The following is a 25,295-nucleotide window of genomic DNA, read 5'->3' on the forward strand; positions in this document are numbered from 1 at the left end:
GGCACCCCATGAACCCCTTCGACGACACCGACGGCACCTTCCTCGTGCTCGTCAACGACGAGCAGCAGCACTCGCTCTGGCCCGAGTTCGCCGCCGTCCCCGCCGGCTGGACCGTCGCGCTCGGTGCGTCGTCGCGCGCCGACGCGCTCGCGTACGTGGACGCGCACTGGACCGACCTGCGCCCCGCGAGCCTGCGCCGGGTGCTGGACGCGTCCGCACCGGCCCCCACGACGTGAGGGGACCCGGCGCCCTGCTCGCCGCGATCGCCCTGGACGTCTCGCCCTTGCGCGAGAGCCGCAGCTTCCGGCAGCTCTTCGAGGGGAGGGTCGTCTCGCTGCTCGGGCTCGGCATGCTCGTCGTCGCGCTGCCCGTCCAGGTGTACGCGCTGACGGGGTCGTCCCTGCACGTGGCCGGGGTGAACACGACCCTGGGCGTCACCGCGTTCGCGGGCACGCTCGCCGCGGGCGTCGTCGCGGACCGCGTGGACCGCCGGCGCGTCATCCTCTGGTCGCGCTCGGCCGCCGTCCTGGGCTTCGTCGCGCTCCTCGTGAACTCCCTCGTCGAGACGCCCTCGCTCCCCGTGATCTACGTGGTCGCGGCGTGGGACGGTCTCGCGGGCGGGTTCAGCGTCGTCGCGCTCGCGGCCGCCGTCCCCTCGCTCGTGCCGCCCGGGCGGCTCCCGGCGGTCGCGGCCCTCCAGGCGATCTCGCTCGACGTCGGGGCCGTCGTCTCGCCGCTCCTGGCGGGCGTCGCCGTCGCGCACGGCGGGTCGGCCCTCGTCTACGCGGTGGTCGTCGCCACGAGCGTCGTGAGCCTCGGCCTCCTCGTGCGGCTCCCGCCCCTGCCACCGGGTGGCTCCGACGACCCGGACGACGAGCCGGTCCCCGTCCGCCCGTGGGCCGACCTGGTCGAGGGCGTCCGGCACGTCGCCCGCGACCGCGTCGTCGGCGGCATCGTCCTGCTCGGGTTCGTCCAGATCCTCTTCGCGTCGCCGCACGTCCTGATCCCCGAGCTCGTCGACACGCAGCTCGGCGCGGGGCCGGAGGTCGTCGGGCTGCTCTACAGCGCGCCCGCCGCCGGCGCGCTCGTCGCGACCCTCACGAGCGGGTGGACGGGCCGCGTCCGCCGGACGGGACGCCTCCTGCTCGTCGTCCTCGCGGCCTCCGGCGCCGGGATCGTCGTGCTCGGCACGTCGCAGTCCGTCGCGCTCGCGGTGGTCGCGATGACGCTCGTCGGCGTCGGCGACGTCCTCGGCGAGATCCTGCGCTTCACGCTCCTCTACGAGCACACCCCGGACCACCTGCGCGGACGCGTGAGCGCGCTGTGGACCGCGCAGGGCACGGCCGGCGACGCACTCGGCGGCCCGCTGCTCACGCTCCTGGCCCGGGCGCTCGGCCCGGGCGGCGCGATCGCGCTCGGCGGGGCGCTCGCCGTCGTCGCGACCGGGCTGGTCGCCCTGCTCGTCCCGGGGCTCCGCCGAGCGGTGACCGAGCCCCCGCCCGCCGACGACGTCCCGCACCCCGACCCGCCCGCCCCCGACCCCGTCCCTGAACCCGCCGACGCGACCGTCGGCAGCACCCGAGGAGAGAACGCATGACCAGCACCACGAGCCCGCCCGTCGTCGACGGGACGGCCGGCCCCGTCGAGCAGGTCACGCTGCTGACCCACCCGCTGCGCCCGCGCCTGCTCACCGTCTCGGCGGTCGAGCGGATCGCCGCGCGCATGGTCCGTGTCCGGCTCACGGGCGAGGACCTCGCGGACTTCGTGACCGTCGCGCCCGAGGACCACGTCAAGCTCTTCCTGCCCGAGGAGCCGGGCGCCACGCCGGAGCTGCCCACGGTCGTGGACGACCGCTGGGCAGGCGGCCGGCACCTCACGAGCCGCGACTACACGGTGCGAGCGTTCGACCGGGAGTCGCGCACGCTCGACGTCGACCTCGTGCTCCACGACCACGGCGTCGCGGGCCGCTGGGCCGGGCGGGCGCAGGTCGGTGACCAGGTGGGCGTCCTCGGGCCGCGCGGCTCGTTCCTCGTCAACGACGTGTTCGACTGGTACGTCTTCGCCGTCGACGAGACCGCGCTGCCCGCGGCGGCACGGTGGCTCGAGGCGCTCCGACCCGACGTCCCCGTCACGGTCTTCGTCGAGGTCCAGGACTCCGGCGACGTCCTGCCGCTCACGACCTCCGCGCGCGCCGAGGTCACGTGGCTCTTCCGGGGCGACCGCGCGCCCGGCACCACGTCGCTGCTCGCCGACGCCGTCCGCGGCACCACGCTCCCCGAGGGGAACGGGTTCGTCTGGGTCGCGGGCGAGGCGACGTCGATCAAGCCGCTGCGCCGCTACCTGCGTCGCGACGTCGGGCTGGGCCGGGACAACCACGACGTCGACGGCTACTGGCGCCGCGGCGTCGCCGACCACGACCACCACGAGGACGACCCCGACGACGCGGAGGCCCCGGTCGCGCCCGACCGCCCGGGGGTGGGCGACGGGACGACCGGTGCGTGAGGTGTCGGCGCACCCCGCCCTGCGCACGCTGTCCTCGCCGCCCGGGGCGTCGTGGCGGGTCGTGGTCTGCCCGCACGCGGGCGGCTCGGCGAGCTACTACCGGCGGCTCGTCCCGCCGGGCGCCGACGGCGCGTCGCAGCACGCACGGGGACCGGCCGGTGACGGGCCGGGCCCGGACGGCCGCGTCGCGGACCGGGCGGACGGACGCGTCGCGCACCGGGCGGACGGGCCGCCGGCCGTCGTCGCGGTGCAGTACCCGGGCCGCGAGACGCGCTGCGACGAGCCCCTCGCGCGCACGATGACCGAGCTCTTCGCGAGCGTCGCGAGCCCCGTGCGCGAGCTCCTCGCGGACGACGTCCCGACCGTCCTGCTCGGGCACAGCCTCGGTGCGTCGGTCGCCGTGCGCCTCGCGGCCGGGCTGCGGCCGCAGGAGGCGCCCGACCTGCTCGTGGTCTCGGGCCGGGCCGAACGGTCCGACCGGCCGACTACCGGATCCTCGGCTGGGGCTGGGGCTGGGGCTGGGGCTGGGGCCGGGCGCCGCCCCGGCGCGCCGCCGTCCGCCGCGAGCGACGACGCGGCGCTGCGGGCCTGGGTCGCCACCCTGGGCGGGTCGCCACCGGAGCTCCTCGCCGACGACGCGTTCTTCGCTCTCCACGCGCGCGTGCTGCGGGCCGACCTCGCGGTGCACGAGTCGCTCGCCTCGACGTGGCCCGGGCCCGACGTGCACGTCCCCCTGCTCCTGCTCGCCGGTGCGGACGACGTCGCGGCACCGCCGTCCGCGATGGTCCCGTGGGGCCGTCGGGCTCGGGCCGGGTCGCGGAGCCACGTCGTCCCCGGAGGTCACTTCTTCCTCGGCGAGAGGCCGCAGGAGGTCCTCGAGGTCGTGCGGGACGCGCTGTCGGCCGCCCTCGACGGGGCGTCCGACCGGACCCTCGCGACCACGGGCGGTGCCGCGTGACGGGCGGTGCCGACCCGGGGACGCCCGTGCGGCGGCTCCCGGCGGGACCGGTGGGCGACACCGCGCGGCCGCGCCGGGCACGGATCGCGCTGCTCGCCGGTGCGGGCCTGCTGCTCGCGCTCCTGCTGGCGGTCGCCGCGAGCATCGCGCTCGGCTCCCAGCCGGTCCCGCTCCCGGACGTGCTCGCGGTCCTGCGCGCACCCGGCACCACCGCGGCGTCGGCCGTCGTGTGGGACATGCGGGTGCCACGGACGATCCTCGGCCTGCTCGTCGGCGTCGCGCTCGGCGTCGCCGGCGCCCTCACCCAGGCGCACACCCGCAACCCGCTCGCCGATCCCGGGCTGCTGGGCGTGACGTCGGGTGCCGCGTGCGCCGTCGTGCTCGCGATCCACGTCCTCGGGGTCACCGGTCCGTCGGCGGCGGTCGGGTTCGCGCTCGTCGGCGCCCTGGGCGCGGGGATGCTCGTCGTCGTGCTGTCGCAGCGCATCCGGGTGCTGGCGCCCGGCGTGACGCTCGTCCTCACGGGATCGATCGTCACGGCGCTCCTCGCCTCGATCACGTCGGGCGTGCTGCTGCTCGACCGCTCGACCATGGACGTGTTCCGGTTCTGGAGCATCGGGTCGCTCGTCGGCCGCGGCCCCGAGGTGATCTGGACCGTCGCCCCGTTCGTGCTGGTCGGTCTCGCCCTCGCCGTCGTCAACGCCCCGACGCTCCCCGCGCTCGAGCTCGGCGACGACCTCGGCGTCGCGCTCGGACGGCACGTGGTGCGGGACCGGGTCGTGGGCCTCCTCGCCGTGACGTTCCTCGCGGGAGCGGCGACCGCGGCCTGCGGCTCCATCGCGTTCGTCGGGCTCGCGGCGACGCACGCCGCGACCCGGCTCGGCCTGGGCGGCCCCGCGTGGCGCGTCCCGGTCGCCGGGCTGTGCGGCGCGGTGCTCGTGCTCGGGGCCGACGTCGTGGGGCGCGTCGCCCCCGCCACCTCGGAGGTCCAGGTCGGCATCGTCATCGCCCTCGTCGGCGCGCCGCTGTTCCTCGTCCTCGCCCGCGCGCACCGTGGAGACCCCGCATGACCCGCCCCGGACCCGCCACCCTGCCCGCCGACGGGACGGCGAACCCCGCGTCCGGTCCGGACGCGTCCGGTTCTGCCTTGTCCGACCCTGCTGCGATCGACGCTGCTGCGATCGACCCTGCTGCGGCCGGGCCAACTGCGTCCGGTCCTCTCGCGTCCGGCTCGGTCTCCTCCGGTCCGGTGACGACCGGCCGAGCCGTAGGGGAGCCCATCCTGACCGAACCCGTCGTGACCGAACCTGTCCTGGCCGAACCCGTCCTGACCGGACGCCCACCGACCGGAGCCCCGCCGACGGGCCGCAGGGCGGCGCCGTCCCCGGGGGTGCGGCTCCCGGCGTCGCGCGGTTCGTACCGCGCGCTGCGCCGGCACCCGGGCAGCAGACGGCAAGCGCTCGTCTCGGTCGCGCTCGTCCTGCTCGTGCTCGCCGCGCTCGTCACGTCGATCGCGGTCGGCGAGTACGTCCTGCCTGTGGGGGACGTCGTCCAGGTCCTCCTCGGTGGGGGCGAGCCCGGGGACCGGTTCGTCGTCCTCGGGCTGCGCGCCCCCCGCGCCCTGACCGCGCTCGTCGTGGGGTTCGCCCTGGGCGCGGCCGGCGCGATCACCCAGTCCGTCGCCCGCAACCCGCTCGCGAGCCCCGACATCCTGGGCGTCACGGCCGGGGCGACCGCCGCAGCGGTCGCGGCGATCGTGCTGGCCGGGACCGGCGCCGGTACCGTCGGCGCGTTCCTCGCCGCCGCAGGGCTGCCCGTCGTCGCCGTCCTCGGCGGCCTCGCCGCGACGGCGCTCGTGTGCGGGCTCGCGTGGCGGGGCGGGATCGACGGGTACCGGCTCGTGCTCGTCGGCCTCGGCGTCAACGCCGGTGCGTCCGCCGTGACGTCGTGGCTGCTCGTGCGTGCCGAGCTCCCCGACCTCAACGCGGCCCTCGTGTGGATGACGGGGAGCCTCAACCGCGCAAGCGCGTCCGTGGTCGGGCCGGTCGCGCTCGTCGTCGTGGTCGCCGTCGTGGCGTCGGCGCTCACGACCCGCTGGCTCGCCGTCCTGCGGTTCGACTCCCGGGTCGTCGTCACGCTCGGGGTGCGGCGGTCCGCCGCGCAGCTGGTCCAGATCGGTCTCGCGGTCGTCCTGGCTGCCGCCGCGACGGCCGCCGCCGGGCCGGTCCCGTTCGTCGCGTTCATCGCGCCGCAGATCGCGTGGCGGGCGCTCGCGACCCAGGGCCCGCCGCCGCTCGGCGCCGGGCTCGTGGGCGCCGCCGTCGTGCTCCTGGCCGACCTCGGTGCGCGCTCGCTGCCCGTCGACCTGCCGGTCGGGGTCGTCACCTCGGCGGTGGGCGCCCCGTTCCTCCTGTGGCTCCTCCTGCGGGAGAGCCGAGGGGTCCGCTGACGAGGCACCCGAGACGACCGTGTCCCGCGGTGCCCGCGGTGCCCGAGGCGTGCGGTCGCCCGCTTCCGTCCCGTGGCCCGCCCGATCCGGGTGACGGTGCTCGGCCGGTGGCCCTGCTCGGCCGGTGGCCCTGCTCGGCCGGTGGCCCTGCTCGGTCGCCGGGCGGGCCGGGCGGCGCCTGGTTCAGCCGGGCACCAGCCCGTGCCGCGCGAGCAGGTCGTGCCCGTCCGCGAGCACGGCGGCGAGCCCCGGGCCGGTGGCCGCCAGGCCGCCCGGCTCAGGGCCGGCACCTGCCCGCGATCGGGGCGGCGCGCACACGGCGACGGCGGCGAAGCAGGCGGGCCCGGGCCCGTCCGCGGGGAGCGGCAGGTCACGGACCGCGAGCCGATCGACCCCCGGGAGCGCGCCGCCGCTGTGCACGACGCGCGCCTCGTCGTCCGCCGGGGCGAGCACGAGGTCGTCCCGCGGGGCGAGGAGCCCCGTGCCCACCGCCTTGAGCACGGCCTCGCGCCGCACCCACGTCCGCGTGAACGACGCCGCGGTCCACCCGCCGGCCGGTCGCTCCTGCGGCGGGACGGCCTCGACGAGGTCGGTCAGGTGGTCGCGCGCCGGCGCGAGGGACTCGACGTCCACACCCACCTGGACGCCGGGACCGGTCCCGGCGCGACCACCCGGACCATCCCCGGCGCGACCACCCGGACCGGTCCTGCCGCGACCACCCGGACCGGGCTCCGCGCCGGAGCCCTCGACCGGCCCGTCGTCGAGCACGGCGACGAGCACCCACCGGTCGGCGTGCGCGACCGAGAACGGTGGCCCGCCGCCGACGAACGGCTTGCCCGGACGCACCCCGTCCCGGGCGCCGACGCGCACGTCGACCTCCCTCGGCGCGATCCCGCGTCGCTCGCCGACCACGGCACGCACCAGGGCGCGGCCGGTCGTGAAACGACGGCGGTCCTCCTCGCGCCGGAAGCTCGACGCCCGGGCGGCCTCCTCCGGCGTGAGCCACCCGTCGCCGTCGCCGTCGCCGGCACGCAGGGCGTGCGTGCACCACACGGTCACGGACGCGGGTGCGGAGGAGCGAGGCACGCCCGCACCGTAGCGCGGGTCTACCGGGTCGTGAACAGGCGCGCGGCCTGGGACTCGGCGTCGGCGTAGGTCTGCGCCGCCGCGCCGAGCGCGGCCGTGATGTCGTCGAGCGCGAGCTCGACCTGGTTCTGCGTGGCCTGCCACTGCGTCATCACGCCCGTGAAGGACGTCGCCGCGCCACCCCGCCACGACGCCTGCAGGTCCGTGAGGTGGCGCATCATCGCTCCGACCTCCGTGCGGATCGCCGTGACCGACCCGTTGACCGCCGCGCTCGCCTGGGCGACGCGCGTGCTGTCGACCTCGTACCGGCTCATGTCGTCCTCCGTCGTCTCGTGCTCCGTGGCCGGCGGGCCACCACGCCGACGGTCGCCGGCGCTCGTCGAGGACGCTAGGCCGCGAGGGGCCCGTGGCGTGCGTCCACCGAGACGACCTGTGGACGACGGGTCAGGCGCCCTGACCTGTGGACGGCGCCGATGCCTCGGCCAGCTTGAGCTGCTCCTTGCGCAGGCGCTGCAGCTCCGCGTCGAGGTTCTGACGCGCGGGCTCCTCCCACGCGGCACCCAACGGGCTCGAGAAGAGCGAGGAGCGGTCGAGGAGCTTGGTCAGGATCGCGATGCGGGCCCGCACGTAGTCGGGCTTCGGGATGTGCGCGTACTCGTCGCGCACGTCCTTGAGGTACTCCTTGTAACGCTGCGGCTCCGCCGCCAGCATCGCGAGGTCCGCGTCGCACAGCACCGCGCAGTCGAAGTCGGTCGCGTCCGGCGCGTGCCGCACGAGCGCGTTCACGAGGTGCGCGACCCGCCGCACCGCGGGCCCGGGCACGCCGAGGCGCGTGAGCTCGGCGTCGGCGAGCGCCGCGCTCGCCGTCTCATCCTCGCCGCCCTTGTTCGCGTACGTCGCGCGCCCCTTCGCGTCGAAGATCGCGCCGTGGTACCACGCCGCGAGGCGGACGAGGTCGGGGTCGTGCGTCTCCTGGGAGAGCTCGTCGACCCGTCCCAGCACGTCGGCGAGGTGCCGCAGGTTGTGGAAGTGGCGGCCGGGCTGGTCCCAGCGGTCGAGCAGCGCCTGCCCGACGGCGCGGACCTCGTCGTCCGAGGCGGTCGCCCCGGCGCCGCGGGCGCTGCGGACGAACGAGGAGAGGAACCACTGCGGTGCGTCGGCGCTGTTGACGCCCATGAACTTCAGCCTTCTTCGACGGACGAGGAGACGAGGCGGTCGTCACCGGGCGAGTGCCCGGAGCGGAGGCCACGACGTCGCCGCGCGACCCCACCACCAGCGTAGGTCTCGCGGGACGACCCGCCATCGTAGCCGCACTCGACGGTGTCTCGGGACCGAGGGGCGGCCTCCGCGCGTGGCGTCGAGGCGCGCCACTCACGGGGCCGCGGGTGGCGGGGGCGGGGGCGTACCCGACGGTCAGGAGGCGCGCGGGAGGTCCACGCGGACCGTGAGCCCGCCGCCCGTCGTCTCGCGCACGGACACCCGCCCGCGGTGGGCGCCCACGATCGCGGCGACGATCGCCAGGCCGAGCCCGGACCCTCCCGACGCGCGGTTGCGGGACGAGTCGGCCCGGTAGAACCGCTCGAACACCCGCTCGCGCTGCTCGCCGGGTACTCCGGGGCCGTGGTCGCGCACCTCGAGCACGGCGACCTCGTCGCCGGGCGGAGCGCCCTGCGCGGCGTCACCGGGCGGCGGCGAGGGGCGGGCGACGCCGAGCGCGATCTCGACCGGGGTCCCCGCGGGCGTGTGGCGCGCGACGTTCCCGACGAGGTTCGCGAGCACCTGCCGCAACCGGTCCTCGTCGCCCACGACCTGCAGCTCCTGCGGGGCGCCGGCGCCCGGTGCCAGCCCGACGAGCCGGACGTCGCGCGACGGGTCGAGCGCGTGCAGGTCCTGCGCGGAGTCTCGGGCGAGCGCGACGAGGTCCAGCGGGTCGTGCCGCAGCGGCCGGCCCTCGTCGAGGCGTGCGAGCGCGAGCAGGTCGTTGACGAGCGTGCCCATGCGGTTCGCCGAGTCCTCGATGCGCCCCATCGTGTCGTCGACCTTGTCGGGCGTGTCGAGCGCACCCATCCGGTACAGCTCGCCGTAGCCGCGGATCGTCGCGAGCGGCGTGCGCAGCTCGTGGCTCGCGTCGGAGACGAACCGCCGCATCCGCTCCTCGGACGCCTCCTGGACGGCGAACGCCTCCTCGATCTGGGAGAGCATCGCGTTGAGCGACGCCGCCAGCGAACCCACCTCGGTCGTCGGCGGGGCGGGGCGCACGCGCCGCGACAGGTCGCCCGCGGCGATGTCCGCCGCCGTCTCCTCGATCTCGCGCAGCGGCCGCAGCGCGCGGTGCACCGCGAGGTAGGCGATGGCGCCGCCGACCAGGGCGATACCCAACGCCGAGAGCGCGAGCGCGCGGCCCAGCACCTTGACCGTCTCGTGGATGCCGGTCAGCGGGAGGGCGACGAACGCCGTCCCCTCGCGTTCGCTCGTGAGGTTCGAGCCGTAGAAGAACGACACCACGCGCCACTGCGCGGGCTCCACGCCACCCTCGGAGTCGACCGTGAACGGGACCTGCTGGCTCGCCTGGACCTCGGGGTCGGACATCGCCGGGATGTTCGGCACGCCGTACAGGTTCACCGTCTGGGGCCACCGGAGCGGGATCTCGTCTCCTCCCTTCGGCCGCACGAGGACGAAGTAGTCGCTGGGCAGCTGTGACCCTGCACCGATCCGCTCGTTCAGGGTGATGTTCGCGACGGACTCGGCCGACCGCTCCAGCTGCGCGTCGACCTGGTCGACCAGGTAGCTCGACACGACCGTCGTCGTGACCGCCGACGCCAGCCCGAGCCCCGCGGCGAGCAGGAGCACCGTGATCGCGACGAGCCGGGCCCGCAGCGGAACGCGCGCGAACCAGCCCCACCCCTGCGTCGGGACGGGGCGGCCGTAGGGGCGCTCCGCCGTCGGGCCGCCGTCGCCCGGGGCCGCCGCGGACGCCACGCCGGGGGGCGGGTCGCCCGGCCCCGACGTCGCGGTGCCGACCGCTGCGCCGGACGCTGAGCCGGACGCTGAGCCGGACGCAGACTCGGCCTGTCTGCCCGTCGCGGAGTCGGTCGCGGTGGCGCGGCTCCCCGAGGGCGGGGGAGGCGGGGGGACCGGGCGGGCACCCGCCGTCGTGCGGTCGGGGCCGGCCGTCATGACGTCGTGGGCGGCTGGCGCAGCAGGTAGCCCACGCCGCGCTTGGTGTGGATGAGCGGCGGGAGGGCGACGGGCTCGCCGTCGGGGCCGGGCACGGTGAGGTTGTCGATCTTGCGGCGCAGGTAGGAGATGTAGGACTCGACGATGTTCGCGTCGCCGCCCCAGTCGTACTGCCACACGTGGTCGAGGATCTGCGCCTTCGACAGCACGCGGCCCGCGTTGAGCATGAGGTAGCGCAGGAGCTTGAACTCCGTGGGCGAGAGGTCGACGTCGATGCCCGCGCGGCGGACCTCGTGCGAGTCCTCGTCCATCTCCAGGTCGGCGAAGCGCAGCACCGCGTCCTCGACCGGCTCGGCGTGCGTGCGGCGCAGCACCGCGCGGATGCGCGCCACGACCTCCTCCAGGCTGAACGGCTTCGTCACGTAGTCGTCGCCGCCGACGGTGAGGCCGGTGACCTTGTCGCGCGTGTCGTCCTTCGCGGTGAGGAACACGACGGGCGTGTGCTGCCCCTTCTCGCGCAGGCGGCGCGTGACGGTGAACCCGTCCATGTCCGGCAGCATGACGTCGAGCACGACGAGGTCGGGCTCGACGTCGCGCACGAGCCGCAGGGCGCTCTGCCCGTCCGCGGCGGCGTGGACCTCGAACCCGGCGAAGCGCAGGGACGTGGCCAGCAGCTCGCGGATGTTCGGCTCGTCGTCGACGACGACGAGGCGTGCCTCAGGCGTGGTGCTCATGCTCCCAGTGTCCTCCCGTGGTCTGGGAGTCGCCTGGGAGGGCGCTCCACCGACCGAGCGTGCCGAGACGGGAAGGTCCGGCCCGAGATCGCCCGGATCCGGGGCGGATCCTCACGTCTCGGCGGGGGCGCGTGGGTGGCCTCCGGCAAGATGGTCGACGTGCGGATCACGGTGGACCAGAGGCGACGGCGGCTCGTCGCGCAACAGCTCGCGCTCGCGACGGACCAGCCCGGACGCCCGGCGGCCCGCACGCCGGAGGACGTCGTCGACCGGCTGCTCGCCCTGCACGCCACCGACGCCCCGAGCGTCTACCTGTCCGTCCTCGCGCGCGTCCCCGGGCTCGTGCTCGACGACGTCCGGGACGCCGTGTTCCGGCGGCGCACCCTGGTCAAGGTGCTCGCCATGCGGCGCACGATGTTCGTCGTGCGGCGCGAGACCGTGCCCGTCGTGCACGCGGCCGCGGCGCTCGCCGTCGCCCGGCGGCTGCGCGCCCGCCTGCTCAAGGAGCTCGCGACGCTGCCCACGGACCCACCGGTCGACGACGCGGCGACCTTCCTCGCCGCCGTCGAGGCCCAGGTGCACGGCGCGCTCGCGGAGCACGGGCCGATGGACGGCGCGAGCCTGTCGAAGGCCGCACCGCTCCTGCGCACCGCGTTCCTGCCCACGACCGACAAGTCGTGGGACGTGCGCCGCACGATGACGTCCCAGCTCATGTCGCTGCTCTCCGCGGAGGGCGCGGTCGTGCGCGGCGAGCCGCGCGGCTCGTGGTCGTCCAACCGGCACGTCTGGTCGCCCGTCGAGGACTGGTTCCCGGGCGGTATCTCCGCGATGGAGGAGGCGGCCGCGCGCACGGCGCTTGCCCGCTCCTGGCTCGAGGTGTTCGGGCCGGCGACGGTCAAGGACCTGACGTGGTGGACCGGCTGGAACCAGCGGGACACGCGCGCCGCGCTCGCACCGCTCGACGTCGTCGAGGTCGAGGTCGAGACCGGGACGCACGACGACCCGGCCCCGCAGGCCGGCGTGATGCTGCGCGGGACCGACGCGCCCGGACCCGACGACGTCTCGCTCGCGGGCCACGTCGCGCTCCTGCCGTCGCTCGACCCGACGACGATGGGCTGGGCCGCGCGCGACTGGTACCTCGGCCCGCACAAGGCGGCGATCTTCGACACGATCGGCAACGCCGGTGCGACCGTCTGGTGGGAGGGCCGGATCGTCGGCGCCTGGGCCGTCCGCCCGGGCGGGGAGCCCGCGTTCCGTCTGCTCGAGGACGTGGGTTCGGACGCCGAGCGGGCCGTCGCGACCGAGGCCGAGCGGATCGCGGCGCTCCTGGGCGGCGACGGCGTGACGGCGTCGTTCCCCACACCCCTGTACCGCGAGCTCCACGCCTGACGGCCCGGCGTCGCGTGAGTGCTGGGTATTCGTCGTCGGCGGGAAACCGTGACGACGAGTACCCAGCACTCAGCGGGTCGGTCAGAGGTAGCGCAGCGGGTCGAACTCCTCGAGCGGGATGATGCGCACGCGCGGCAGGACGGTCGTGAACGCCCCCGCGTGGTCCTCGAGGTCGAACACCTCCAGGCCGCGCCCGGTCAGCTCCGTGAGCCGCACGTTGACGAACTCGCGGAACGCGAGCACGCCCACGCGGCGGTCCGGGTCGTCCAGCAGCGTCTCGACCTGCGGCAGGAAGTCGCCGTCGTGGCTCGCGAGCAGCACGTCGCCCGGCTGGCCCGCGATCGCGTCCAGCATGCGCTGGATACCGATGTCCACGACCTTCTCGCTGCCCGAGCCGGCGAGCGGGATCGGTCGGTAGCCCATCGCGAGCAGCGCCTGCACGAACGACATCGGCATCTGGCCCGACGACGCGTTGAGGAAGAACAGCGGTGTGACGTCCTGGCCCCAGGCCTGGCGCGCGAACTCGACGATGCGGTCCCACCGTGGCCGCTCCTCCGGCGCGGGACGGTGCCCCAGGACGTTCATGCCGAGCGTCGCGTCGATGTTCTCGCCGTCGACGACGAGGTAGGTGCGGCGCGGCGTCGTCAGTGCTCGGCCGTCGGAGGTCTGGAGGTCGGACATGCCGGTCAGCCTATCCGCGCGACGGTCGCCTGCCATGTCCACGACGTGGGTGTTTGCGTCGGGGTACCCCGGAGTGGGTACCGTCGGACCTCGTGACCACGTACGACACCGACGCCACGGCCGCAACCGGAACCGTCCGGCTCACGGTCGTCCAGAACTCACCGGACGTCACGCTCGACGCCTACGCCGGCCAGCTCGCCGCCGACCTGCGGGTCGTGCGCCCGTACGACGGGGACCCGGTCCCCGCGGCAGGCGACCTCGGCGACGGCCTCGTCGTCCTCGGCGGGCACATGTCCGCGCACGACGACGAGCGCGCCCCCTGGCTGCCCGCGCTGCGCGAGACCCTGCTCGCCGCCGCGACGTCCGGCGTCCCGACGCTCGGGATCTGCCTCGGGGCCCAGCTGCTCGCCGTCGCCGGCGGCGGCCAGGTCCAGGTCGCGGCGCCCCCTGGGCGCGAGGCCGGCGCGACCCGCGTCTTCTGGCGCGCCGACGCCGAGACCGACCCCGTGCTCTCCGCGCTCGCCGCGGGCGACGCCCCGGTGCGGTACGTGACGAGCATGCACGGCGACGCGATCGTGGACCTCCCGGTCGGCGCCGTCTGGCTCGGGTCGTCCAACATGTACCCGTACCAGGCGTTCCGGCTCGGCTCCGCGCTCGGCGTGCAGTTCCACCCGGAGGCGACCCGCGCGGGCTTCGAGGCGTGGTGCGCCGCGTTCGACGACGTCGACACGGCGGCGGCCCTGGCCGGGTTCGACGAGCACGCACCGGAGATCCTCGACGGCGGCCGACGCCTCGCCGAGGCCTTCGTCGCCGAGGTCCGCGCGACCGTCGGGCAGAGCGTCCCCGCCTGACCCCCAACCTCGGCACCTCCGCGAGCCCTGCAGCGATCGGTCCCCGCGCGCAGGTTCGGCCCGCGCCCCCTGCCCCGCCGAGGTAGAACCCTGGTCGGCCGAGGTAGAACCGTGGTTCGCCGAGGTAGAACCGCGGTCGCGCAAGATGGAGCTCTGGCCTGCCCTGGTAGAACCCTGCCCGCGCGAGGGAGAGCTGCGGTCGTCTGGGTGGGCGAAGACCAGGGTGAGGCGAAGCCGGGCGGGGTGGGTGGTGGTGCCGCGTCGTGGCGGGTCTGGCGGGAGCCGCGAGGAACGAGCGGCGGATGGTAGACGCGGCACCACCACCCACCCCGACCACCCAGGGCGACCACACCGCCGTCGGGCACAAGAACCACGGTTCTACTTCGCGTGACCACGGTTCTATCTCGCGCAACCACGGTTCTACCTCGTGCGACCAGGGTTCTGTCTCGCGAAGCCTCGGGTCTCCCGCGCCAGGGTCACCAGTCGGAGGTCGGGGCGTCCTGGGTGGTGGTGCCGGACCCGATCGCGGGCGTGACCTGGGTGGGGGACACCTGCGGTGCGGCGGACGAGCCCTGCTTGAGGGCTGCGAGGCGTGCCTCGATCTCGACGGCCTCGCCGGACGTCTCGAGCTCGGCGAACTGCGAGTCGATGCTCGACGCCGCGACCTCGGCCTGGCCGAGGGCCTGCGCCTCCTCGCGGCGCACGATCTCCTCGTAGCGGGAGATCTCGCTCGTCGGGTCGAGCACGTTGATCGAGCTGATCGCGCCCTGGACCGTCTGCTGCGCCTGCGCGCTCTTCTGCCGGGCGACGAGCGAGTCGCGCTTCGACTTCAGCTCGCCGAGCTTGTCCTTCATCATCGCGAGGCCGGACTTGAGCTTCTCGACCGACTCGCGCTGGGACGCGATGAGCGGCTCCGCCTGGCGGACCTCGCCCTCGGCGGAGATCTGCTTGCCGAGCGCGATCTTCGCGAGGTTGTCGAACTTGTCGGCGTTGCCGGTGTCGCCCTGCTGCCGGTAGCGGTCGGCCTGCGCGGAGGCGGCGACGGCCTTCTGGCCCCACTCCTGGACGGCGGCGACGTCCTCGTTGTAGTCCTGCTCGGCGAGCCGCAGGTTGCCGATCGTCTGCGCCACGGCCTGCTCGGCGTCGGCGATGTTGTTCGTGTAGTCGCGCACGAGCTGGTCCAGCATCTTCTGCGGGTCCTCCGCGTTGTCCAGGAGCGCGTTGATGTTCGCGCGGGCGAGCTGCGCGATCCGTCCGAAGATGCTCTGCTTCTCCGCCATGGTCGTCCCTCTCTGGTGAGCCGGTCTCGTGTGGTCGGTGCTGCGTGCTGATCTCGTCCGTCGGTCTCGTGGGTCTGGTCGCGGGTGCGCGGTCGGGCGTGGTCAGAAGCGCCCGCCGCGGCCCGAGCGCCCGCCCGAGGACCGGCCGCCGGAGCGCCCGCCCGACCGGCCGCCGCCGAACCCGCCGCCACCGGAACCACCGCCGAAGCTCCCGCCCCCGAACCCGCCGGAGCGTCCGCCCCCGCCGCCGCGCAGGATCGAGTCGAGCAGGATGCCGCCGAGCACCATGCCCCCGACGTTGCTCCCGCCGCCACCGCCGCCCCCGAACGTCCCGCCGCCCTGCGACGACTGCCAGCTCGACGCGTCCTGCTGGGCGCGCTGGGCGGCGGACTGCGCCTGGGCGTCGGCCTGCTGCGCGCGATCCAGGGCCGCGACGGGATCGGTCGGCTGGAGGGCACGGGCCTCGCCGAGCAGGCGGATCGCCTCCGAGAGCCGGGTGCGTGCCTCCGGCCCGACGGCGCCGCGCCGGGTCTCGATGAAGTCGTTCGTCGCGCGGACCTGCGAGTCGACACGCGCGAGCGTGTCCCGCAGGAGGGCGTTGGCGCGCGCGGCCTGCTCGGCGCGCTCGCGGAACGGGGCGAGCGCGGCGTCGAGCGCGGCCTCGGCCTCGGTGAGACGGCGCAGCGCGGCGAGCGGGTCGCCGCCGTCGCGGGCCGCGCTCGCTCCCGTCGCCGCGGCCTGCGCCTCCGCGAGCGCGGGCGCCACGGCGGGGTCCGCGGGGGCGAGCCGGCCGACGTCGGCGATGTCGGACGTGATGGACGCGAGGCCCCGGTCGAGGCGCGGGCCGGACTCGGCGAGGTCGGCTCCGGCACGGTCGACGGCGTCGAGCAGCGTGACCGCCTGCCCGACGGCGTTCTGCGCGGCCCGGGCGAGCGCGACCGCCGTCGCGCGGTCCTTGGCGGCGAGCGCCTCGCGACCCCGGACGACGGACTCCTGCGCGTTCGCGACGAGCGCCCGCGCCTGGTCGGGGTTCTGGGCCACGGACGCGAGCGCCGTCGGCGGGTAGGTGCGGGCGAGACCGTCGAGCGTCGCGCGCGCGGGCTCGACGCGCGCGAGGACCTCGCTCGCTCGCTGGTCGGTCTCGTCGAGCACCTGGGGTGCGCGCGCCTGGAGGTCGCGCAGCTCGTCGAACGTGCGGGACTGGGCGTCGAGCGCGTCCGCGACCTCGTCGCACAGCGTGACGATGCGCGCCATCGCGTCCCGGGCCTGCGGCTCGGTCTCGGGGCGGTCGTCGTCGAGCTGCTGGCGCAGCGCGAACGCCTCCGAGACCTTCCGCTTGCCCTCGGCCAGCGCGGCCGAGAACTGCTGCGTCGCCTCGAGGCCGAACTGCGCCTGGGCGAAGCCGAGCTCCTGCTCCGAGGTCTTCACGGCGTCGTCGATCGCGACGAGGGCCGCGCTCGCGCGACGGCTCAGCTCGTCGGTCGGCAGGCTCCCCAGCTCGTCCCCGTCCGCGGGTGCGCCGGCAGCGTGGGAGCGGCGTCGCCTCGCGACCGCGCGCACGACCAGCACGACGACGACCACGAGCGCGCCCAGGCCCAGCAGCACCCAGAGCCAGGGCACGCCCCCGGAGCCCTGGCTCGCGCCCCGCGCCGTCTCGGCCGCCGCGATCGCCGCGCCCGCCCAGTCGTCGTCGCGCAGCTCGTCCTCGACCGCCGAGGCCATCCGGTCGATCTCGGCGTCCGTGAGGGACACGTTGTTGTCGTAGGAGATCCCGTAGCGGCGGTCCTCCGTCGCGACGGCGAGGAGCAGGTCGTCGACGCCGAGCCCGGACGCGTTGGCGGTCGCGTTCGCCCAGTCCACGCCGTCCATGCCGTCGAAGCTCGCGACGTAGACGACGAAGAGCTGCAGGTCGGTGTTCTGGGCGAGGCGGTCGAGCGCGTCCTCGACGTCTCCGGTCCGGTCGCCGAGGACCCCGTCGGGGTCGGTGATCTCGTTCGTGACGTCCATCGGGGGGACGGCCTGCGCGGTCCCGGCCGGGACGAGCAGGACGAGTGCGGCGACCGTCGCGGCGGCGACGAACGAGGTGACGAGGGCGAGGAGCGCACGGGCGCCACGGTCCGCGGCGTCGCGGGGGAGCGAGTGACGGTCGGCCGTGCTCACGCGCCGATCCTTTCCCAGCGACCGGGGTCCCGCAATCGGTACCGGAGCGTCCACGGAGCGCTCGCGCCGCGCCGTCGTGAGCCCCGGGACGACGGCGAGGCCCGCCTCCGTGGGGGAGGCGGGCCTCGCGGTGCTCAGCCGGGGCGGCCGCTCACCCGCAGGTCAGCGCCGCGTACGGCGCGCCGACCTCGCTCGTGACCCCGCCGGTGCTCGCGCTGACGACGGCGTCGCCTGCCGCCACCGAGGCGGCGCGGACGGCGAACGACTGGTACGCGTTCGCGCCCGGGGCGACGCTCGCGACGGTGCGCGACCCGAACGGCGTCGAGAGCGTCACCGCGAGCGGCGCCTCGCCGCCGTTGGTCGCCCGGACCGCGACGTACGCCTTGCCCGCGAGGCAGCGCGTCGTGGCCTCGACCGTCACGTCCGCCTCCGCGGGCAGGTCGGTCGGGTACGCGACGACCTGCGGCGAGGCGAACGACCCGACGGCGGACGCGCCCGTGTCGTTGACGACGTGCTCGATGCCGCCGGATCCGTTGAGGAAGACGCTCGTCATGGACCGGAACGTCACGCCCGCGCGGACGGGGGTCTGGATCCCGCTCGCGACGCGCACGTCGACGCCCTGGTTGAAGAACGAGTACACGCCCAGCCCGACGGCGTCGTGGCGCTGGACGTGGTCGCCCACCCGGTACGACGCGTACCCCTTGCGGTCGCCGTCCATGAACGCGGCCTGGCTCGGCGGGTCGTAGGGGATCTCGCTCTGGTAGAACACCGTGCGGCCGCGCTCGCCGTTCCAGATCGTCTGGTTCTTCTGGTAGTGCTCGACGAACAGGCCCGTGGCGGTCACGTCGTCGCCGTTCACGACGACGCCGTGGTCGCCCGTGTTCTGGTCCCACCCGATGCCGCTGCCGTGGTCGCCGCGCCAGGCCCAGATGTGGTCCATGAGCACGTGGTCGCTGTTGACCTCGATGCTCGTCGTCGCCCTGCCGACCCACGGGCCGCCGATGCGGACGAACACGTCGGTCAGCGTCGTCGGGTCGTCGGCGTCCGCCACGTGCGCGTCCGCCGGACCGACGCGCACGAGGACGTCCGACTCGACCGGGCCGGCGTCGACGGTGATGCCGGCGACCTTGACGCCCGCGACGTCGCCGATCTCCAGGGCCGCTGTGCCCGACGTCGGCGCGAGCGACGCGTAGCCGAGCCCCAGCACGACCGTGTCGGGGTTCTCGACGCGGATCGCCTCGTCGAGGTGGTAGACGCCGGGCGTGAGCAGGAGGTTCTTGCCGGTGGCGAGAGCCGCGTTGATCTCCGCCGCCGAGTCGCCCTCGTGGGCGACGAAGAAGCTGTCGAGGGACAGCTTCTGGCCCGCGTCCGCGTCCGTCGACCAGTCGACACCGCGAGTCTCGGTCCGCGCGTCCGGGACGAACACGGCGAGGTCCTCGCCGTCGCGGAAGAGGAACGGCGCCTCCCGGCTCAGCGGCGTCGTGCCGAGCGTCGTCTTGTTGCCGACGGTGCCGTCGGGCCGGGGCCCGAAGTCCGTGGCCGGGGCACCCTCGACGCCGGAGAACACCATGTTCCACACGCCGCCGTCCCAGGTACCGACCTCGGAGTTGCGGGTGTACCACTGCTGCTGCGAGCCGGTCACGAGGCGGCCCGAGACGCGCGAGTTCGCGAGGTAGCCGCCGCTGGCGTACTCGCCGAAGCGGCCGAACACGGTGAGGTCGCCCTGGATGTCGACGCGGCGCAGGGGTGCGGCCTGCGAGACCGCGAAGCGGAGCTGGTGCGGGTCGGTGATCCCGGCCGGGAACGGGCGGTTCACGTCCTCGTCGACCGGGCGCTGGATCGGGTTGATCGCGACGTTGCTCAGCGAGCGCCAGAAGCGCGTCAGCGAGCCGGGGTCCTGGCAGTCCCACGGGTTGTTCGGGCAGCTCACGACCGGCTGCACGCTCAGCGCGCCGTGGATGAGCACGTCGTCCGGCTGCGCGCCGAGACCCGCGATCGCGGTGTAGTAGCCGACCTCGGCGTTGACGATGCCGGTCGCCGTCGCCGGGTCGTCCTGACCGGACGCGTCGCCGTACACGCCGGGCTCGAAGAACACGGCGTGCCGGTCCTGGCTGAACTCCGCCTCGTCGTTGATGGACGCGAGGTAGGTGTTGATCTGGTCCACCGACCACGAGTCGTCGATGAAGACGACGTTCGGTCCGAGGTCGGGGTCGGTGGCCGGGGCTGCCGTCGCGGGCGCGCCGAGCGCCACGCCCGTCGCGGCCACGGCGAGGGCCGCCACGCCCGCGCCTGCGGCACGGGCACGACGGGCCGTCCTGCCCGTGCCGGGGATGGTCGTCGAGAGGGTCACGGTGGGTGTTCTCCTTCGAACGGGGAGCCGGCGCACGCGCCGACACCGACGCGTCGTCGCGCCGACGCGGGAAGCCTAGGGCACGACTGACTGTCTTGTCAGTAACTTCCTGGGAGCGCTCTCACATCGTGGGACGACCCCGTGAGTGCATGAAAAATGTCGCCCCGAATCGGTTCGAGACGACAGATTTCATGCACTCAACGGGGATCGGTCACTGCACGACGCCGTGGTCCCCGTGTCCTCGGTCGGACTGGGCGTCGTTCCGTGCCGGGCGGGTACCTTGCTGCGCTGCGGTCCCACCTGTCACTGCACGACGCCCAGGTCCTCCGCGTCGACGATGCGGTAGGCGTAGCCCTGCTCCGCCAGGAACCGCTGACGGTGGGCCGCGAAGTCCTGGTCGACCGTGTCCCGCGCGACGACGGCGTAGAAGTGCGCCGTCCGACCGTCGGACTTGGGGCGCATGACGCGGCCGAGGCGCTGCGCCTCCTCCTGGCGCGACCCGAACGAGCCCGACACCTGGATCGCGACCGACGCCTCGGGCAGGTCGATCGAGAAGTTCGCGACCTTCGACACGACCAGCCGCGAGATCTCGCCCGAGCGGAACGCTTCGAACAGGCGCTGGCGCTCGCGGATCGTCGTCGCGCCCGTGATGAGCGGCGCGTCGAGGTGGTTGCTCAGCTCCTCGAGCTGGTCGAGGTACTGCCCGATGACGAGCACCTGGTCGTCCGGGTGCTGCGCGACGATCTGCTCCACCACGCGGTTCTTGCCCGCGGCGGTCGCGGCGAGCCGGTACTTGTCCTCCGGCTCCGCGACCGCGTACGTCATGCGGTCGGACTCGGGCAGCGTGAGGCGCACCTCGACGCAGTCCGCGGGCGCGATGTACCCCTGCGCCTCGATGTCCTTCCACGGGGCGTCGTACCGCTTGGGCCCGATGAGCGAGAACACCTCGTCCTCGCGTCCGTCCTCGCGCACGAGCGTCGCGGTGAGCCCGAGCCGACGCCGTGCCTGCAGGTCCGCCGTCATGCGGAAGATCGGCGCGGGCAGCAGGTGGACCTCGTCGTAGACCACGAGGCCCCAGTCGCGCGCGTCGAGCAGCTCGAGGTGCGTGTACACGCCCTTCCGCTTGGTCGTGAGCACCTGGTACGTCGCGATCGTGACCGGCTTGATCTCCTTGCGGGCGCCGGAGTACTCGCCGATCTCGTCCTCGGTCAGCGTCGTGCGGCGCACGAGCTCGTCGCGCCACTGCCGCGCGCTGACCGTGTTCGTCACGAGGATGAGGGTCGTCGTGCTCGACCTCGCCATCGCGCCCGCCCCGACGATCGTCTTGCCCGCGCCGCACGGCAGCACGACGACACCGCTCCCGCCGTGCCAGAACCCGTCCACCGCCTGCGCCTGGTACGGGCGCATCTCCCACGGCTTCGGTGCCTCGCCCTCGACGCGCGGCGGCGTCGTCGGGCTGAGCGCGATGGCGTGCTTCTCGCCGTCGACGTACCCGGCGAGGTCCTCCGCGGGCCAGCCGAGCTTGACCAGCACCTGCTTGAGGTGGCCGCGCTCGGACGGGTGGACCTTGACGCACGCGACGGTCCCCTCGCCGACGGGCTCCACGTGCTCGCCCACCAGCCCGGCGGTGCGCTTGGACTTCAGCACCTCGGCGAGCACCGCACGGTCCGTCGCCTCGAGCACGAGGCCGTGCGTCGGGTGCTGCGCGAGCGTGAGCCGCCCGTACCGCGACATCGTCTCCGCGACGTCGACGAGCAGCGCGTGCGGCACCGGGTAGCGCGAGTACTCGATGAGCGTGTTGACGACCTGCTCGGCGTCGTGGCCCGCGGCGCGCGCGTTCCACAGCCCGAGCGGCGTGAGCCGGTAGGTGTGGACGTGCTCGGGGGCGCGCTCCAGCTCGGCGAACGGCGCGATCGCGCGGCGCGCGTCGTCCGCGCGCGGGTGGTCGACCTCGAGCAGCAGCGACTTGTCGCTCTGGACGATGAGGGGTCCGTCGGTCATGTGTCTCCTTGCCGAGGTAGAACCGTGGTGCCGCGAGGTAGAACCGTGGTGGCGCGAGGTGGAACCGTGGTCGCGACCAGGGTTCTCCCTCGCGGTACCAGCGTTCTACGTCCGCGGGGTGTCGGGGGCGACGGACGCGATGCGGTGCACCGCGACCGTGAGCTCGGCGTCGCGCGCCGGGTCCTGCGCGCGCAGCCGCCCTGCGTCCAGCGTGAGCGGCCGCACCCGCCGACGGTCGAGCGAGCCCGTGGCCCCGACCATCTCGAGCCAGACGGTCGCACCGTCCGAGATCGCCTCGCGCAGCAGGCCCAACGCGGCCACCGGGTCGGTTGTTCCCTCCCCGATCCCGTTCGCGCCGTGCCCGTTCGTGCCCGACGCCGCCCGCCCGGCCGGGCCCGGGCCGTCGCCGCCCCCTGCGGCGCGGTCCCTGCGGCCGTCGCCCTGCGTGGTGGCGCGGTTGTCGGCGGCCCGCAGCCGTGCCACGAGGTCCGCGAACCGCGCGTCCCTCCGGTCGTGGCCGGGGCCTGGCTCGTCGACGCGCGCACCGGAGCCCGGCACGACCCCCGCCCGTGGGCGACCGCGCCGACCCGCGGGGGCGAGCCGACCGCGTCGGGCCGGTCCGACGTCGTCGGGACCGCCCCGCCGCCCAGCCCGGTCCGCGACGAGCACGCGCCCGTCCGGGCCCTCCACGACGGCCGGGACGCCCCGCGCGCGCAGCGCGTCCTGGAGCTCTCCGGCGGGCGCCGCGGACGCGAGGACCGTCGGCGCGAGCAGCACCAGGCCCAGCCCGCGCAGGGCCGGGTCCTCCGCGATCCCCGCGAGCAGCACCGGGTCCTCCGCGCGCACGTACGACGACGCCGTCCCCACGCGCACCCGGCCGTGACGGCGGGCCGTGTCGCGCACCAGGTACTCGAGCGGCTGGGGAACGGGCGTGCGCGAGTGCGCCGCGAGCTCTCCGAGGAGGTCGTCGGCCGTCGCGCCGCGGTCGAGCGCGCGCAGGACGGAGTCGGGGGTGAACCGGACGGTGGTCGCGGCCCCGCGCGACTCGACGTCGGCGGCGACCTCCACGAGCCGTTCGAGCGTGCGCGACGGGCGGCCCGGGACGATGCCCGTGAGGTCGCCCTGGAGCAGCAGGTCGTCGATCTCGGGCGGCAGCACCGCCTCGAAGGCGGTGCCGAGGTCCGTCGGGGCGCCCGGGTCCGACGGCGCGCCGTCGTCGGACCCGACGAGCTCCCGCCCCGGGGGAGCGAGCGCGCCCGCTCCCGTCACCCCGAGCAGCGCGGCCTCCCGCAGCAGCCCCGCGACGGCCTGCTCCGGCGGCACCGCGCGCGGCGTGCGCCACCGCAGCACCGCGACGACGTCGGCCGCAGCGAGCGGGCGCCCGGGGGTGAGGTCGAGGACGTCCAGGACGGACCGACGGAGCCGGGGCACCCACGGGCGCCACAGCTCCGGGTCGAGCGCCGCCCGCAGGGCGCCCTTCTCGTCGCGGCTCCCCACGAGCCACGGCGTGCGGCGCGAGCGCCACCAGCCCCGGGCGAGCGTCGCCCACCGGTCGCCCAGGTCGTCGTCGAGCCAGTCCTCCGCGGCGAGCGTCGGGGCGAACGTCGGCGGGTCGTCGCCGTCGTCGGCCACGAGACCCGCGGCAGCCGCCAGCTCGACGACCGCGGCCGCCGTCGCGTCGTCGACCTCGAGCGCGAGCGCGGCGCGCCGCAGGTCGCGCACCCCGAGACCGCCGGCGCGCAGCACGCCCGGCGGGTGCTCCGTCCAGTGCGTCACGAGCCGGGCGACGAGCCGCACGGCCTCGAGCCCGGCGCTCGCGGACTCCGCGCCGACCGTCGCAGCCGGGAGCCCGGCCACCGCGGGGACCGGTGGGTCCGTCCGGACGTCGCGATGGGTGCGCCCGCCGCGCAGAGCGAGCCCGACCTCGCGCGGCAGCACGACGTGCCGCTCGTCGGTCGCGCGCAGGTAGCCGTGCCCGACGAGCCAGGCCGTCGCGTGCCGGGCGGACGCGTCCGAGCGGGGGGCGACGCCGACCGGCGGACCCCAGGCCAGCGCGTCGAGGATCGCCCGGGCACCCGGCGGTGCGTCGTCGGGCAGCGGGAGCGGCGCGGAACCACCCGGTGCCCCCGGGTCGGTGGCACCGACGACGTCCGGGGGTGTGGACGCGGGGCCGAGGCCGGCAGGGTGCGGCCCGAGGACCTCGGCCAGCCCCGGTGCCGGACGGAACCCGGCCGACCGCGCGCCCCGGGGCCAGACCAGCGCGAGCTCGTCGAGCACGGTCAACGACGAGGTGACCGTCCCGCGGTCGACCCCCGTCGCCCGGCCGACCGACGTCGCCGTCGCGACGGACCCCACCGAGTCGAGCACCAGGACCGACTCGAGGACCGTGAGCGTCAGCTCGTCCAGACCGGCGAGCGCGCGCTCCAGGCTCGTCCGGTTCATCGCGCGCGCGGCGAGCGAGAGGAGCGTCGAGGGGGACGGGGTCGCGAGGTCCGGGCGCCGCCGGAGCAGCGCGACCAGGGCGGCGTCGTCGCGCTGACGCAGCGACTCGCTGTACGTCGTGGGCCGCTCGGGCCGGGAGGTGGCCATCCGTTCGATGTTACGCGCCGGCTGGTACCGACGAGATCGGCGATCGTGGTCGAGGTCGGCGGTCCGGACTGCCGATCTCGGCCGGACGTGCCGACGTCGTGCACGACCGCCGAGCTCACAGCGGCGGCAGGAACGGGTCGGGTCGGAGGCCGCGGACGACGTCGGACGGGACGTGCCGGACCACGCGCGCCACGACGTGCGACGGCCGGTCCCGGGACGTGACGCGCAGCAGGCGGTTGCCTGTGCGCTCGATCGCCTCCTGTCGCAGCTTCTCCTGCACGAGCACACGCCCGGGGTCCTCGCGCGGCGCCAGCCCGGACGGTCCGGTGCGGTACTTCACGAGGCCGTCGAACTCCAGCAGCAGCCGCCACCGCGTCCAGCCCAGGTCGACCCGGACGCCGCCGACCTCGGTGCGGAGCGGAACCTGCGTCTCGGGCCGGGGCAGCCCGGTCCGGACGAGGACGTACCGCAGCCAGGTCTCGCGGGCCGACTCCGCGCCCGGGTCCGCGAGCCCGAGCACGTACCGGGACCGACGGGAACCGCGACCTCGCGGTCGACGGTCGAGGACGTCCTCGACGTCGGACCGTCGGAGGCCGCGCGCGAGGGCCGCGTCTGCGACGACGAGGGCGTCGAGCGCGGGCATCGTCCGCAGGCAGTCGGCGACGGTGCGCGCGAGCGAGGTCGTGGTGACGCCGAGGACGGTCGCGCGGTCCTCGACGCCGACCTCGGCCACGTGCCGCGTCACGTCACGCGCCGCCGAGCCCGACCGTCGGTACGACTGGACCACGTGGGTCGTCGTGGGGAGGGTCCACAGGGGCAGCCCGTGGAGGAGCGCCGCGGACGCGTGGCTCACGACGGGGTCGGCTCGGAGGGCGTGGGCGACGGCACGTGCTCGGGCCACCACGAGCGCGCGGGCCGCCGCGGCCGGCGGGCGGTCCGGTGGAGGCGCGTCGCGGTAGGCGCCGCGCCGCAGACGCTCCCACTCGCCGTCGGCCAGGCGCCGTCGGACCTCTTCGGGAAGGTGCTCGCGCGCGAGGTGCAGGGCGGGCTCGGGCTCTCGTCTCGACATGGTGACGGATCGTGCCGCT

The 25,295-nt window shown here is 75.4% G+C and carries 20 protein-coding genes; 8 read left to right on the forward strand and 12 right to left on the reverse strand.

Translation table 11 applies throughout. The features are described 5' to 3' along the window. The first annotated feature begins 8 nt into the window (after positions 1–8). From FIC82_RS06270 to FIC82_RS06295, 6 genes are all read left to right on the forward strand, one after another. The gene (locus tag FIC82_RS06270) at positions 9–236 is read left to right on the forward strand and encodes an MbtH family protein (RefSeq protein WP_154797949.1); all 228 of its coding nucleotides are present in this window, start codon (positions 9–11) and stop codon (positions 234–236) included. Continuing rightward, complete coding sequence (gene entS / locus FIC82_RS06275) at positions 233–1,597, forward strand: enterobactin transporter EntS (protein WP_168731554.1); 1,365 nt, start codon at positions 233–235, stop codon at positions 1,595–1,597. The genes FIC82_RS06270 and entS overlap by 4 nt, the downstream gene beginning before the upstream one ends. After that, positions 1,594–2,502 (forward strand): siderophore-interacting protein, encoded by a 909-nt coding sequence (locus FIC82_RS06280; RefSeq protein WP_154797951.1) that lies wholly within the window; start codon positions 1,594–1,596, stop codon positions 2,500–2,502. The genes entS and FIC82_RS06280 overlap by 4 nt, the downstream gene beginning before the upstream one ends. Beyond that, the gene (locus FIC82_RS06285) at positions 2,495–3,460 is read left to right on the forward strand and encodes a thioesterase II family protein (protein ID WP_154797952.1); all 966 of its coding nucleotides are present in this window, start codon (positions 2,495–2,497) and stop codon (positions 3,458–3,460) included. Before FIC82_RS06280 ends, FIC82_RS06285 begins: the two co-directional genes overlap by 8 nt. Continuing rightward, positions 3,457–4,530: a FecCD family ABC transporter permease gene (locus tag FIC82_RS06290; RefSeq protein ID WP_253691520.1), complete on the forward strand. Its 1,074-nt coding sequence runs from the start codon at positions 3,457–3,459 to the stop codon at positions 4,528–4,530. The genes FIC82_RS06285 and FIC82_RS06290 overlap by 4 nt, the downstream gene beginning before the upstream one ends. A gap of 227 nt (positions 4,531–4,757) precedes the next feature. After that, positions 4,758–5,909, forward strand: a complete 1,152-nt coding sequence (locus FIC82_RS06295; protein ID WP_216609996.1) for a FecCD family ABC transporter permease — start codon at positions 4,758–4,760, stop codon at positions 5,907–5,909. 183 nt (positions 5,910–6,092) lie between these two features. Here FIC82_RS06295 and FIC82_RS21245 read toward each other — a convergent pair whose 3' ends face one another. The 5 genes from FIC82_RS21245 to FIC82_RS06320 form a co-directional block, all read right to left on the reverse strand. Continuing rightward, positions 6,093–6,995, reverse strand: coding sequence for a 4'-phosphopantetheinyl transferase family protein (locus tag FIC82_RS21245; protein WP_154797954.1), 903 nt, complete (start codon positions 6,993–6,995; stop codon positions 6,093–6,095). A gap of 20 nt (positions 6,996–7,015) precedes the next feature. Beyond that, entirely contained in the window at positions 7,016–7,309 is a 294-nt protein-coding gene (locus tag FIC82_RS06305) for a WXG100 family type VII secretion target (protein WP_154797955.1), read from the reverse strand. 130 nt (positions 7,310–7,439) lie between these two features. After that, positions 7,440–8,171 (reverse strand): HD domain-containing protein, encoded by a 732-nt coding sequence (locus tag FIC82_RS06310; protein WP_154797956.1) that lies wholly within the window; start codon positions 8,169–8,171, stop codon positions 7,440–7,442. A 237-nt stretch (positions 8,172–8,408) separates the two neighbouring features. After that, on the reverse strand, positions 8,409–9,974 hold the full coding sequence (locus tag FIC82_RS06315; protein WP_253691521.1) for a sensor histidine kinase: 1,566 nt from the start codon (positions 9,972–9,974) through the stop codon (positions 8,409–8,411). A 194-nt stretch (positions 9,975–10,168) separates the two neighbouring features. Further along, positions 10,169–10,906 (reverse strand): response regulator transcription factor, encoded by a 738-nt coding sequence (locus FIC82_RS06320; RefSeq protein ID WP_154797958.1) that lies wholly within the window; start codon positions 10,904–10,906, stop codon positions 10,169–10,171. A gap of 135 nt (positions 10,907–11,041) precedes the next feature. On the opposite strand from FIC82_RS06320, the gene FIC82_RS06325 reads away from it, so the two are divergent. Beyond that, a complete protein-coding gene (locus FIC82_RS06325) occupies positions 11,042–12,295 on the forward strand; it encodes a winged helix DNA-binding domain-containing protein (protein WP_216609997.1) in 1,254 nt (417 codons plus the stop codon). An 81-nt stretch (positions 12,296–12,376) separates the two neighbouring features. Here the strand turns inward: FIC82_RS06325 and FIC82_RS06330 are convergent, their stop codons facing one another. After that, entirely contained in the window at positions 12,377–12,976 is a 600-nt protein-coding gene (locus FIC82_RS06330) for an NYN domain-containing protein (RefSeq protein WP_154797959.1), read from the reverse strand. A 92-nt stretch (positions 12,977–13,068) separates the two neighbouring features. Between FIC82_RS06330 and FIC82_RS06335 the strand changes: the two genes are divergently transcribed. Further along, on the forward strand, positions 13,069–13,827 hold the full coding sequence (locus tag FIC82_RS06335) for a type 1 glutamine amidotransferase (protein ID WP_168731555.1): 759 nt from the start codon (positions 13,069–13,071) through the stop codon (positions 13,825–13,827). Between the two features lie 476 nt (positions 13,828–14,303). Here FIC82_RS06335 and FIC82_RS06340 read toward each other — a convergent pair whose 3' ends face one another. The 6 genes from FIC82_RS06340 to FIC82_RS06365 form a co-directional block, all read right to left on the reverse strand. Beyond that, on the reverse strand, positions 14,304–15,107 hold the full coding sequence (locus tag FIC82_RS06340) for a PspA/IM30 family protein (RefSeq protein ID WP_154797961.1): 804 nt from the start codon (positions 15,105–15,107) through the stop codon (positions 14,304–14,306). A 102-nt stretch (positions 15,108–15,209) separates the two neighbouring features. Continuing rightward, positions 15,210–17,267, reverse strand: a complete 2,058-nt coding sequence (locus tag FIC82_RS21250) for a TPM domain-containing protein (protein ID WP_269808403.1) — start codon at positions 17,265–17,267, stop codon at positions 15,210–15,212. Positions 17,268–17,418: 151 nt separating this feature from the next. Then, positions 17,419–19,617 (reverse strand): adenylyl cyclase, encoded by a 2,199-nt coding sequence (locus FIC82_RS06350; RefSeq protein ID WP_253691523.1) that lies wholly within the window; start codon positions 19,615–19,617, stop codon positions 17,419–17,421. Between the two features lie 303 nt (positions 19,618–19,920). Beyond that, a complete protein-coding gene (locus FIC82_RS06355) occupies positions 19,921–21,618 on the reverse strand; it encodes a DNA repair helicase XPB (protein ID WP_154797962.1) in 1,698 nt (565 codons plus the stop codon). A 105-nt stretch (positions 21,619–21,723) separates the two neighbouring features. Further along, positions 21,724–24,207 (reverse strand): helicase-associated domain-containing protein, encoded by a 2,484-nt coding sequence (locus FIC82_RS06360; RefSeq protein WP_154797963.1) that lies wholly within the window; start codon positions 24,205–24,207, stop codon positions 21,724–21,726. Positions 24,208–24,322: 115 nt separating this feature from the next. Then, positions 24,323–25,276, reverse strand: a complete 954-nt coding sequence (locus tag FIC82_RS06365) for a hypothetical protein (RefSeq protein ID WP_154797964.1) — start codon at positions 25,274–25,276, stop codon at positions 24,323–24,325. Positions 25,277–25,295: the final 19 nt, after the last annotated feature.

The organism is Cellulosimicrobium protaetiae (genome assembly GCF_009708005.2).
Classification (GTDB): Bacteria; Actinomycetota; Actinomycetes; order Actinomycetales; family Cellulomonadaceae; genus Cellulosimicrobium; species Cellulosimicrobium protaetiae.